Origin of the sequence: Bradyrhizobium erythrophlei (genome assembly GCF_042430365.1) — a bacterium.
Classification (GTDB): domain Bacteria; phylum Pseudomonadota; class Alphaproteobacteria; order Rhizobiales; family Xanthobacteraceae; genus Bradyrhizobium; species Bradyrhizobium erythrophlei.
Map to the genome: position 1 here is coordinate 1 of NZ_JBHMET010000026.1, position 11412 is coordinate 11412.

Annotated in this window: 8 protein-coding genes and 6 pseudogenes; 6 read left to right on the plus strand and 8 right to left on the minus strand. The window is 59.6% G+C overall.

Annotated elements, in window-relative coordinates; translation table 11 throughout:
* Window positions 1–197 precede the first annotated feature (197 nt).
* Window positions 198–1358 carry an IS110 family RNA-guided transposase gene (locus ACFFWD_RS03240; protein ID WP_376961395.1) on the plus strand — a complete coding sequence of 387 codons (1161 nt, stop codon included), beginning with the start codon at window positions 198–200 and terminating at the stop codon, window positions 1356–1358.
* 68 nt (window positions 1359–1426) lie between these two features.
* Here the strand turns inward: ACFFWD_RS03240 and ACFFWD_RS03245 are convergent, their stop codons facing one another.
* Both ACFFWD_RS03245 and ACFFWD_RS03250 read right to left on the minus strand, forming a co-directional pair.
* Window positions 1427–2524, minus strand: coding sequence for an ISAs1 family transposase (locus ACFFWD_RS03245; RefSeq protein ID WP_376961397.1), 1098 nt, complete (start codon window positions 2522–2524; stop codon window positions 1427–1429).
* A 441-nt stretch (window positions 2525–2965) separates the two neighbouring features.
* Window positions 2966–3965, minus strand: a pseudogene (locus ACFFWD_RS03250) (transposase).
* 11 nt (window positions 3966–3976) lie between these two features.
* Between ACFFWD_RS03250 and ACFFWD_RS03255 the strand changes: the two are divergent.
* From ACFFWD_RS03255 to ACFFWD_RS03265, 3 genes are read left to right on the plus strand one after another with little or no spacing between them, the layout of a single operon-like run.
* On the plus strand, window positions 3977–4636 hold the full coding sequence (locus ACFFWD_RS03255) for a hypothetical protein (protein ID WP_376961399.1): 660 nt from the start codon (window positions 3977–3979) through the stop codon (window positions 4634–4636).
* Complete coding sequence (locus ACFFWD_RS03260; RefSeq protein ID WP_376961401.1) at window positions 4614–4973, plus strand: transposase; 360 nt, start codon at window positions 4614–4616, stop codon at window positions 4971–4973. Before ACFFWD_RS03255 ends, ACFFWD_RS03260 begins: the two co-directional genes overlap by 23 nt.
* Window position 4974: 1 nt before the next feature.
* Window positions 4975–5091, plus strand: coding sequence for a transposase (locus tag ACFFWD_RS03265; protein WP_376961532.1), 117 nt, complete (start codon window positions 4975–4977; stop codon window positions 5089–5091).
* A 183-nt stretch (window positions 5092–5274) separates the two neighbouring features.
* Here the strand turns inward: ACFFWD_RS03265 and ACFFWD_RS03270 are convergent.
* From ACFFWD_RS03270 to bioB, 6 genes and pseudogenes are all read right to left on the minus strand, one after another.
* A pseudogene (locus ACFFWD_RS03270) lies at window positions 5275–5781 on the minus strand (aminotransferase class III-fold pyridoxal phosphate-dependent enzyme); the annotation flags it as partial.
* Entirely contained in the window at window positions 5781–6413 is a 633-nt protein-coding gene (bioD, locus tag ACFFWD_RS03275) for a dethiobiotin synthase (RefSeq protein ID WP_376961402.1), read from the minus strand. The pseudogene ACFFWD_RS03270 and the gene bioD, both read right to left, overlap by 1 nt.
* A gap of 611 nt (window positions 6414–7024) precedes the next feature.
* Window positions 7025–7396 (minus strand): AAA family ATPase, encoded by a 372-nt coding sequence (locus ACFFWD_RS03280; protein ID WP_376961404.1) that lies wholly within the window; start codon window positions 7394–7396, stop codon window positions 7025–7027.
* Window positions 7393–8546, minus strand: a pseudogene (locus ACFFWD_RS03285) (8-amino-7-oxononanoate synthase). The gene ACFFWD_RS03280 and the pseudogene ACFFWD_RS03285 overlap by 4 nt, the downstream one beginning before the upstream one ends.
* 90 nt (window positions 8547–8636) lie before the next feature.
* A pseudogene (panD, locus tag ACFFWD_RS03290) lies at window positions 8637–8989 on the minus strand (aspartate 1-decarboxylase).
* A gap of 7 nt (window positions 8990–8996) precedes the next feature.
* A pseudogene (bioB, locus tag ACFFWD_RS03295) lies at window positions 8997–10036 on the minus strand (biotin synthase BioB).
* 121 nt (window positions 10037–10157) lie between these two features.
* On the opposite strand from bioB, the pseudogene ACFFWD_RS03300 reads away from it, so the two are divergent.
* Window positions 10158–10794: pseudogene (locus ACFFWD_RS03300) on the plus strand (GntR family transcriptional regulator).
* Between the two features lie 164 nt (window positions 10795–10958).
* Window positions 10959–11282, plus strand: coding sequence for a Dabb family protein (locus ACFFWD_RS03305; RefSeq protein ID WP_376961406.1), 324 nt, complete (start codon window positions 10959–10961; stop codon window positions 11280–11282).
* The last annotated feature ends 130 nt before the right edge of the window (window positions 11283–11412 follow it).

Here is an 11412-nt window from a genome sequence, read left to right on the forward strand (position 1 = left end):
AGGGAATCGGTGCGAAAAACTCTAGCCAAAAACGGTCCAGTTTGCCGGCCTCAGATCAACGGGACAGTTTCGGCGAAGGCCCGGATGATGGCACGCAAGAGTACTGCGAGCCATCGCAGGAGCGGGCCGAAGATACTATGGGGTGACCGGCACAGGCGTGAGAGTATTGAGGCTGGTCATGAGCAATGGAGCACCCCATGCAAAAGGCAAACGATCTCGGCCGGTCTTCCACGGTCCTGGAGCATAATAGTACGTTGATCGCGGTCATTGAGATGAGCCTCTCAAGCTGGCTTGTCGCCGGAATCGTCCCCGGGCTGGATCGTCATCCGTTGAAGAAGCTTGGCGCCGACGAAGATGCGCTGCTCCGGTTGCTACACCGCTGGCGCGAGGAGGCGGCAAAGTTTGGGCACGCGATCACACGCATAGCGGTCGCCTTTGAGGCCGGTCGCGATGGTTTTTGGCTGGCGCGCTGGCTGCGGGCTCGTGGCGTCGAGGCCTTCGTTATCCATTCAACAAGCGTCGCCGTCCCCCGCGAGCACCGGCGGGCTAAAACCGATCGGCTCGACACCGAGCATTTGAAGCGTGCTCTCCTCGGTTGGCTACGCGGCGAGCCGAACCATTGCCAAATGGCAGCAATCCCAAGTCTCGATGAAGAGGACGCCCGGCGTCCGAACCGCGAGCGTGAGAACCTTGTCAGCCAACAAACCAGCATTGTCAATCGAATGAAGGCATGTCTCATTCGCCTGGGTATTCGCAATTTCAAGCCGACGCTGCGTCATGCGTCAAAGCGGCTCGAGACGCTGCGGACGCCGGAAGGGGTACCTCTGCCGCCCAACACTGTCGCCGAGATGCGCCGGGACATGGTCCGCCTTCGCCTCGTCAGGGAGCAGATCAGGGAGATCGAGGCGGCTCGATTACAGCGTTTGCAGGTTTCCGAGAGCGGAGCGAACGCGATGGTCAAATTGCTGACGCGGATTGTTGGCGTTGGAATCGAAACAGCGGACATGCTCGTGCATGAGATCCTCTCCCGGCAATTGAGAGATCGCAGAGCGGTCGCGCGTTACGCGGGCCTCACCGGCGCTCCCGATGAGAGCGGCAAGCGAAGACGGGAGAAAGGCCTTGCACGCGCTGGCAATGCCCGGGTACGGCGTGGGATGATCCAGCTGGCCTGGCGTTTTCTCCTTTTCCAAAAGGACAGCGCATTAGCCCAATGGTTCCGCACTCGCGCGGCCGACGCGCGCGGCGGCACGCGCAAAACCATGATCGTGGCGCTGGCGCGTAAATTGCTCATTGCGTTCTGGCGCCTGACGACGACAGGGGAAATACCTGTCGGGATCAAGTTACGCCCGGTAGCATGAACGCGAGACGAGACACCTCAATTGGGGCTTGGCGATGCAACCGTTGAACCCTGCTACTCCGAGCAGGGCTATCGCATGTGACCGAGGAGTTCGAAGAGGAACGCATCGTTCCATCCGGCGCGCTTGAGCTTGCCGCGCAGGGAGACTGTCGTGTCCGGGTGGGCTTGGGCGACGTTGAGGGCCAGGCGCCTGAGCACGGCCAGGTTGACCGGCCCGTTGTCCTTGCGGTTGCGGGCGAGGTCCTCGTCGAGGGTGACGTCGAGCGGCCAGTGCAGGTTATTTTCGATGCCCCAATGAGCGCGGACGATACGCAGGACGTCTTTGCGGCTGTAGGGACGGCTCATCAGGAAGTAGCGCTCGACCGTGTCGTCCTGGCCACGCTTGCTGGTGATGCGGGCGACAGCTTTGAGGCCCGGGAAGTCGTGCTTTTTGGCCATGCCGGGAGCCGGCGCAACGAGAGCAACACGCTTGTCGGCGCGTCCATGGTCCGCATCGGTGGCGGTGAGCGAAGTCTTACCCTTGCGTTTGACGGCGCGGATTGCGGCTTTGGCATCCTCCAACAGAGCGGGCTGGTTCGCCTTTACCGCCAGCACGTAGTCACCGCCCCGTGCCACGATCGCTTTGGCCATCGCGCGGTGGCAATGCAGGGCATCGGCCGTGACCACGCAGCCCTTGAGCTGCAGGAGCTCAAGCAACTGCAAGGCACCGTCGGCTTCGTTGTTGTTCGGCGCCAGCACGTTGGCAAGCGCCATGCGCGTCTGCGCCGCCCAGGCGGTCACCATCACCGGCGGCATGTGGCTCCTGCCGCGTTCGTAGCCGCGTCGCAACGCTTTGCCGTCGAGCGCGATCACCCCCCGCGGCCGCTTGATTTTGGCGCCCTGGGCAAAGGCCGTCATGAAGCGCCGAAACGCCGTCTCAAACGCCTTCGGGTCGAGCATCCGGAACACCCGGCTGAACGTGTCGTGGCTCGGCAGGCCGTTCCTGAGCACCAGCACATCCTGCCAAAGGTAGGCCTTCATCCGGGCAAACAGCGCCATGTCGGTGCAACTCGTTGCCCCGCACAGCGTCGCCATCAGCGCGATGAACAAAATCTCGGTCAGGTCATGCAGCGCGTTGTCGGCCCGCGGGTCCGGCAACTCGGAAAAGCATTCGGCAAATCGCTCCATCGGCCGCTCCCTCCAGATCAGGAGCTACCTTCAGAATCCCTTTCCTCCGATTTGGCAACTACTTGCACGCGCGCACATGCGATTCCCCTGCTACTCCGAGGCGGCGGTGACCCGCGCTACAACTTGGTCCATATGACCTCGCCGAAGAATGGGCCCGCCGTCCCAGCTTCGCTTGAGATGCGCATTGCTGCATCATGGTCGAAGATTGCGTTCGACCGCATACAAGTACGCGGCGCGATGCCCGCCGGATATGCAAGCTCCCTCGGAATGTGTCTCCCAGTCGCCATGCCATGGAGTTCGTGGTTAGGCCCAGCCGCCTGACCATGCTCAGGCCCACCAAGGGGATGGCCCCCCTCTCTGCCGCCGTCGCTCGCCAGCGCTGCGCTTGGGTAAGCGAGCGACGGCGGCTCCGAGGGGATTGGCTTCGCCGGCCCCCACCGATCAATTTGCTGAACTTGACGCACACAACTGCACCCTCGGGGCAGGGAGAAGAATTGCTAAGAGCTCTTGACAGGAGACAACCCCATACAAGTTGTAGCCGGCCGCGGCGAGGACGGCGTTGATACGGTCGCCGACGCAGCCTTTGAGATAGTTGCGGTCCATGCGGTGCTCGGCCTTGACGTGACCGATGACGGGCTCGACAGCCGCACGACGATTCATCTCGCGCCGGATGGAAGCCGTGACGCGACGGACCTGACCCGAGATCCAGACCCTGAGCCGGTTCGGGTGGTTGTGGCCGCGGTACCCTTTGTCGACACGGATGCGGCGAGCCTCCACGCCGGTGAGCTTCGCCATGTCGGCGACCACGGGGCCGAGCGTGTGGCCGTCGAAGGGATTGCCGTGCAGCGGCCGACCATGATGGCGGCGCGCTTCGCCAGGCGCAGATAGCTCTGGCGCAGCGGCACACGGTTGCGCTTGGCGAACCCGACGAACTTGGTGATGGCCCTGTGCATCAGCCGTGCGTCGGTCGGATGCACAACGGCCTTGGGCTGCACCGTGGTATCGACCGCCACCCGCTCCAGGTCGTTGGGACCAATGGCGCCAGTCTTGTGTGCCACCGACAGACTTTCCTGGATCAGCGCGACGAGTTGCTTCTCGCCGAGCCGCTGGCGCCAGCGCGTCATCGACGATCGATCGAAAGGCAGCCGGTGGCAGAAGCTCAACTCGCCGCAGAAGTGTTGATAATAGGGCCGATCCAGCGGGCACACAGCACCTCATCCGAGAGATTGTGCATATGCTTCAGGATGAACAGGCCGGCAACAAGCCGCGGCGGCAGGCCAGGTTGCCCCGGACCGATTTGGCACACCGAACCAAAGCGGTCATCCAGAAACTTCCAGTCGATCAACCCCGCCAACCGCACCAGCGGGTGGCCCATGTCGATGATTTGATCAAGCGCCGGAAGCAACAGGTCTTTCTGGCGATCATCACACGGTTTGCTCATCGCTGTCCCCAATGCCGATGACCCGCCGTCAGGGAATCACAAATCGCTCGAAAGCAAAATCCAAAAACGCAAGAAACCGCAGCCCAACACCCAGCTTTTCGGTAAAATCGAATCCTTTAGCGAGACAACTTCTGCCTATCTATCAGGCTCATCTGCATTCTTCACATAGCGTAATCGCGGCTGAGGCCTTCTTGAGGACACGAGGATCGGTAGGATCGACCTCAGTCGATTATCGAAAGGAGCAGCGCTATGAAGCAGTACGTTGGTCTGGACATCTCTATGGAAGAAACCAGCATTTGCGTTTTTGGACCAAACTGCGGCGTGACACTCGAAGGTTGCGTGCGACCAATCCTGGGGCCATCGCTAAACTCTTGCGGCGTCATGCCGGCAATGCTGAGCGGATCGTTTTTGAGACGGGCTCGCTATCCAATTGGCTTTGGCACCAACTCAGGGCGCTGGCCTTTCCGGTGATTTGCCTTGATGCGTGTCATGCCAACGCAGCGTTATCAATGCGTTTCAACAAGTCGGACCAGAACGATGCCAAAGGGTTGGCCGAAATGGCGCGCATGGGATGGTACCGGGAAGCCGCCGTGAAGGGGGCGGAGAGCTGGAAAACCCGTTCGATGCTAGGCGGCTCGAACCAAGCTGGTGAATCTGCGGCGAGATATTGACAACCAAATGCGCGGTCTGTGCAAGGGGTCGGGAATAGTACTCGGCAAGGCCGGCTCGACCAACCTGGCTTGCAAAGTCGACGCCGTGCTTGCTGAAGCACCGGATTTACAAGATATTTTCGCACCGCTGCTCCTTGCCCAGTCCTGTTTGACTGAGCAAATTGAGAAGTTCGATCGACAACTGATGGCAGTGGCAAAAGGCGACCAAACTGTTCGGCGAATGATGACCGTTCCCGATATCGGTCCCCTGACTGCCCTGTCCTTCGTCGTTACCATCGACGACCCCACTCGCTTCAAACATTACGCCGACGTGGGCGCCTCGTTATCAGTCCGGTGAGATGGATCGCACTGGCCGCATCTCCAAGCGCGGCAACCACCAGATGCGAACTTATTTGTTCGAGGCCGCGAACATCCTGCTGACCGTTGTCAGCCGAGGTTCTGCGCTCAAGCGCTAGGGCAGCAAGCTGGCCAAACGCATCGGCGCCAATAAGGCCAAGGTTGCCGTCGCTCGCAAAATGGCTGTCGTCCTCCATGCGATCTGGACCGATGGCACCGAATTCCAGGCAGAGATGCGCATCGCATGAACCATTTTTGTCTATCGGGGTTGATACCGTGCCCGCGATTAAAGAACGGACGACTACTGAGGTAACGTCGAACAGCAGGGGTCCGTACGCCGCGTTGAATACGCCTCGGGCGCCAACCGACATCACCCCAATCGTATCACCGTGATAGGAATGTTGCATCACGACAATGCGTATTCGCTGTTTGCCGATGTTGTGCCAATAGCCGAGCGCAATTTTTAAGGCGACTTCCACACCGCCTGCGCCGCTGTCGGAGAAGAAGACATGGTCAAGGCCACGGGGCGCGAGTTTCAAAAGTGCTGCCGCAACCTCCTCGGCTGGATCATGGGTGTACCCGGCAAAGATAATCTGGTTGAGCTTACCCGCCTGTTCCTGAATCGCGCTGACGATCTGGGGATGGCAATGACCATGAGTCACGATCCACCAGGATGAGATTACGTCGATGATGCGGCGCCCATCTGCTGTATGGAGATGGGCCCCATCGCCGCGCACAATCCTTGTCATCTCGTCTTGAAGCGCATGCTGCGTGAACGGATGCCAGATCGGCGACCCCATCTTTGGCATCATGGCTTGAAATCATCTCGGCGGAATGAGGCTTTGAACGCGGACTGCAGCGCGTCCGGCGTCAAAGGAGTGAGCCGCGGCAACCGTCCCAACCAACGTACCCGCCCGATCTCGCAAACTGCGCTCTCAGCCTCCGAACTTCTTTCGCCGACAAAAGCAACTCCAAGAATATCGATCTGGCGCTTTCGCAGAGCCTCTATCGACAGCAGCGAGTGATTGATCGTTCCCAATGCGGTGCTTGCGCAGAGCACGACTGGAAGCCGCCATCGTTCGAAGACGTCAATGTAAAGTGTGCCGCCACTCAGCGGCACCATCAGCCCGCCAGCGCCTTCGATGACGAGCGGCCGCCCGCCGGCGTTCGGCACATCGAGCGAATCCGCATCAATACGAACTTCGTCGATTTCCGCGGAATGATGAGGCGACGCAGGCGTTCGAAAACGGTAAAGCTCCGGCAAGATGCGGTCCGATGAGAGGCCGCTCAGCCGTGCGACGACCTGGCTATCTGTCTCTCCTTCGAGGCCGGCCTGGATCGGTTTCCAATAGTTTGCGTCGAGAAGGTTGGCGAGCCCCGCGGAAAAAACCGTTTTTCCGATCCCGGTGTCTGTACCAGTTACCACAATCCGCTGAATCATCGACCTTCACCTCTTCTCTCCTCGATCAGCGTATCGAGCATTGCACGCACGTCATCCTCCAAATTCAATTCAACTTAGCGATTTGAGTGTTAGTGAAATTCGTAAATGGGTACCATCGAGAGGACCGCCTTGGTCTTGGGGAGATCGGTAGTCTGCGATCGGCTCAACGTGACCTACCGCCGAACCGAGCAAAGGTTGTTCACCATTTCAGAACGGCTTTCCAGATCGTTCCATCTCAACAGTGGCCGCTAAATTGCTTCGCGAGAGACCAATCACCGTCGTTCCCTACATCACTCTTGACCTAAAGCATGTCCATCGGCTGCTAACTGATAAGTCGAATCGTAGAACGTTGCGGCCCAGACCATTGTACCCCTCGCATGAGTTGCATTGCATGCGTTGTGACAGGTTGAGATTGTTGCCTGTACAGAAATATTGTGCGCATCGGACAAACATGCTCACGCTCGGCAAAGGTGCATCTCAATCGCTACAGAACAGAACGTTTTGTACGGAATCTGGCCAAGAACGCGCGTTTGGTGCACTGAGCTCACTATTACTGAGCTCACTATTTTGGCGCTCTCGAAATGATGCTGCACTACCGCTCCGAAAACTGTTCACCAACCCATAAGGCCGCGCAGATCAACGCGACCCGTGAGCGACGGCCCCGTCCGCCGGCAACCCGTCTCCACACGAGCCGCTCCTCCCCGGTATCCTGCACATCGAGCGACAGCCGTATCGCTGCGAACTCCGTCGATTTCCGAGGAATGATGGAGCGAAGTAGACATTCGAAGACGATTAAGCTCCGTCACGATGCGGTCGACTGGAAGGTTCCCCAATTGTGCGACGCGTCCATTATCGGCTTCTCCATAGAGGCCGGGCCCAATCGACGTCCAACAGTTCGCGCCGAGGAGATCGGCGAGCCCCGCAGATAGAGCCGTTCTTCCGAACCCGGTATCTTTACCAGCCACCACGATCCGCTGCCTCATCGAGCTTCACCTCTCGTCTCCTCGAATAGAGCATCGAGCATTGCACGCACGTCGTCCTCCCCGACATTGAGTGTCAGTGAAATCCGCAAGCGGGCCGTGCGCACTGGCACGGTTGGTGGCCGGATTCCGCGGATATCAAAGCCGCGAGCTTGCAGTGCGGACGCAAGCCGCATTGCCCACGCGTTGTTGCCGACGACATAGGGCACAATCTGCGAGTTCGATGGACTTCGCCAACCGCGCACACCCATCTCCCGATGCGTGAACGCAACCAGGTTGGCCAGGCGTTGCTGACGCTCGCCTTCCTCCTGCAGGATCAAGAGCGCCTCACGGACGGCGACGGCTATGAATGGTGAGGGCGCGGTCGCGAAGATAAACGGCCGACAGCGATTGACCATGAAGTCGCGCAGCACGCCGGAGGCAGTGACAAGCGCGCCGGCAGCACCCAGCGCTTTGCCGCAGGTGTGAACGACCAAGAGATTTTCGCGTCCCTCATAGGGCGCGGTGAGCCCCCGTCCCTGCTTGCCGTAAACGCCGGTGGCATGGGCCTCATCCACGACCAGGAACGCATCGTAGCGCTCCGCGATCGCGACGAGGTCTTCGAGTGGCGCGAAATCGCCATCCATGCTGTAGAGACTTTCGACCACGATCCAGGCGCGGCCCGTTCCGCCCTGGTCCCGCCAGTCACGAATTGTGCTTTCGACCGACTCAGGATCATTGTGGGCACTTATGCGAAAATCGGCCCGGCCTGCTCGCGCGCCTTCATGAATACTCGCGTGCACGAGAGAATCGAGAGGGAGTAGATCCCCCGCTGCGGCAGCGTTGTCAGGACGGCAAAATTCGCAACATAACCGCCACCAAAGAAAAGCGCCGTCTCCGCCCCAAAGAACTTTGCTGCTTCTGCTTCGAGACTTTCGTGCTCCTCGCAATTGCCACGCAGGAGCCGCGACCCGCCGGCTCCGACCGGTGTGCCGGCTTCGAGCGCGGTCACGACGGCCATTTTCATAGGCGGCGCGCTCGCGAGCGCAAGATAATCGATGGACGAAAAATCGATCCCTTCGCGCGGCTTGAGGCCGCGCAGCCGGTCGTCTTCTTTTAGGTCGCGCAAGGCCGCGACATAATCGGTCACTTTGGCTGTATGGGTCGAGCTCATCGTTCACTCCCAGGTCGGTCGCCATCTATCGCGCAAAAATTCCAACGGCCGCCCAAAGAACAGAAGGCGCCAACATCGGCCTTAACGTTTTCAACCGGGTAAGATGCGACTTTCTCGATCTAGCAGCACAACGCGCGGCTCGAAGGTTCTTGCTTCCGCCCCTTCAAAGCAGGCATATGCAACGATGATGATTTTGTCTCCGGTCATCGCCAGTCGCGCAGCCGCACCATTCAGACCTATCGTGCCCGACCCCTGGGCGCCTCAATCACATAGGTGGCAAACCGCGCTCCAGTTTCGATGTTGTAGATTTCGACGCGTTCGTTGGTCAAAAATCCTTCCGCGTCCGGCAGCGAACGATCAATCGATATCGAGCCGTCATAGTGCAGATCGGCTTCAGTCACCGACGCCCGGTGGATTTTTCCCTTCATCAACGTAATCAGCATTTCTCACCTACACTGGAATTTCCACACGGGTGATCGCTGCTGGTTGCTTTCGCAGGCAAGGTGCGGACGTGATCCCGAGTCGGTTCAGCGAATTGGCGTCCCGGTCAGCTTGTGGGTTTCTGGTGGTCAACGCACATCGCCGATGAAGATCGAATTCGCGCCGACCAAAAAGGACAGCACCTGCAGTTCATCGGTCATACACTGCCGCCCGGCTGACAACCGCACCACGCTCTTCGGCGTCATGATCCGGGCCGTCGCGATCAGGCGCGCAATCGCGATCGGATCAGGACGCTCCGCGATTTCATTGACCGGCACGCCCTTGACCTCATTCCATAGGTTGATCGGTACGCTTTCCGGATGCGGGCGGAGATTTGCGAGCAGCACGAGCATGCCGAGCCGGTCCTCCACGCGCTCGCCCATTCCGACAATGCCGCCACTGCACAGCCTGATGCCGGCATCGCGCACATGTGCAAGCGTGTCGATGCGATCCTGCAAGGTGCGAGTGCTGGTGATTTTGCCGTAGAACTCGGGCGAGGTGTCGATGTTATGGTTGTAGAAGTCGAGCCCGGCCTCGGCGAGCCGCATCGCTTGCCTACGTGTCAGCATGCCGAGCGTGACGCAGATTTCCATGCCGAGATCCTTGACCGCGCCGACCATGTCGCAGTCGGAATCGAGATCGCGGTCTTTTGGACTGGGCCGGCTAGCTGCCATGCAGAAGCGGGTCGCGCCGGCGTCCTTGGCGGCTTGCGCGCTGGCGACCATATCGGCGCGATCCATCAGACGGGTGGCCTTTCGGCCAGTATCATAATGCACGCTCTGCGAGCAGTAGCCGCAGTCTTCCGGACAGCCGTCGCTCTTGATGCTGAGCAAACTTGCCGTTTCGACGTGGTTTGGATCGAAATTGTCGCGATGAACGCTCTGCGCCTGAAACATCAGGTCGGCAAACGGCAGGCCATAGAGAGCTTCGGCCTCGGCACGTTCCCAATAACTGCGGATCGGCCCGCGGTTACTGCCGTCGTTTCGTTCCATTGCCACAGCCGCAAGCATTTGAGGTACTTCCCATCCCGACTGATCATAGATAATGCTGAACATTATCTACGACATCATTGACTCAGCGATGCTAGCCTACGTCGTATGCGGACGCATCCGTCTTTCTGATAGATAATCTATGATCACTGACGAGAACACGACGACCGCGGGGACGCATTGCGGCATCAATTGGTGAGCGCATCATCAGCGGCGAGCTGCAGCCGGACGCCCCACTCCGGCAGAATCATATCGCGCGGGAGTTCAATTCAAGCCACGTCCCGGTGCGCGAGGCATTTCGGCAACTGGAGGCCCAACATCTTGTCGTAGCTCAGCCCCGTCGCAGTGTGCGGGTTGCACCGCTCGACACCAATTCAGTGAAGGAGATCGCCGAGATGCGCGCCGCGCTTGAAGTGGTCGCGTTGCGCAATGCGGCGCCAACGCTCACCTCTCACCATTTGGCACGCATCGAGCTCGCCCTGATTGAAGGAGACAATGCTCAGACAATTCAGGGTTTTGAGGTAGCCAACCGCGCCTTTCACCACGCCCTGGTGGCGCCTTGCGCAATGCCGCGTTTGCTCGCAAGTCTCGACGAACTACAGCTTGCAAATTCTCGATTGGTGTTCGCGATGGCGCGAACCCACGGCTGGCGAGCGCGCCTCTATCAGGATCATCGCCTGATTCTGAAAGCCCTGCGAGCGCGCGACGTCGATCAAGCCTGTAGCCTGCTCGCGCGTCACATTCAAACGATTGAACGCCTTGCCCTTCTCGCGTCCTGAGGCGAATGAGGTCTGGCGAGTTCCATTGCAGACCGCAGGCTATCGGAGGGATATCAAACCACCGTCTTGCGGCGCGCCGCGGCTTGCGGCTGCGGCCATTGCGGCGGGCGCGCTCCCAAGATAGTTATGCGCTCCTCTTGCGATATCACTCCTTTAGGCCATCCATGATTCGTCACATCGTCTTGTTCACCGCCAAGGATAAGGCCCATATCGACCAGATCATCGAAGGCCTATCGGTACTCACCACAATCCCACATGCGCGCCGGCTCGAGGTTGCTCGCAACCGCAAGAGCGACCAGCTCGGCAACGATATCGACGTCGTGGTCTATGGTGAGTTCGACAACGAGACGGAACTCGCAGCCTACAAAGCGCATGATCTGTACCAGGAATCGATTAGGCGGGTGCGACCGCTCCGGGAGCTGCGGTTTGCGGCCGACTACAATGTATCCACGGATGCGCGTTTCACCTCAAACGCAGCGACAAGCTAGGCACTGGTCGCATCCGGTTCCACTGGCGGGGGTTAAGCTGACAATCCGTCTCAAGAGCTTGCAGGTCCCGGACGATCGTCGCCGTCGCTCCGGTGGATCCAATCGCAGCGCGTCTCACACTACGCCAGTC

Excerpts from the sequence above, each read along its gene's own strand:
- ACFFWD_RS03240 (WP_376961395.1), top strand. The coding sequence starts at position 198 with ATGCAAAAGGCAAACGATCTCGGCCGGTCTTCCACGGTCCTGGAGCAT.
- ACFFWD_RS03245 (WP_376961397.1), bottom strand. The coding sequence starts at position 2,524 with ATGGAGCGATTTGCCGAATGCTTTTCCGAGTTGCCGGACCCGCGGGCC.
- ACFFWD_RS03255 (WP_376961399.1), top strand. The coding sequence starts at position 3,977 with ATGCCGATGACCCGCCGTCAGGGAATCACAAATCGCTCGAAAGCAAAA.
- ACFFWD_RS03265 (WP_376961532.1), top strand. The coding sequence starts at position 4,975 with ATGGATCGCACTGGCCGCATCTCCAAGCGCGGCAACCACCAGATGCGA.
- bioD (WP_376961402.1), bottom strand. The coding sequence starts at position 6,413 with ATGATTCAGCGGATTGTGGTAACTGGTACAGACACCGGGATCGGAAAA.
- ACFFWD_RS03280 (WP_376961404.1), bottom strand. The coding sequence starts at position 7,396 with ATGAGGCAGCGGATCGTGGTGGCTGGTAAAGATACCGGGTTCGGAAGA.
- ACFFWD_RS03305 (WP_376961406.1), top strand. The coding sequence starts at position 10,959 with ATGATTCGTCACATCGTCTTGTTCACCGCCAAGGATAAGGCCCATATC.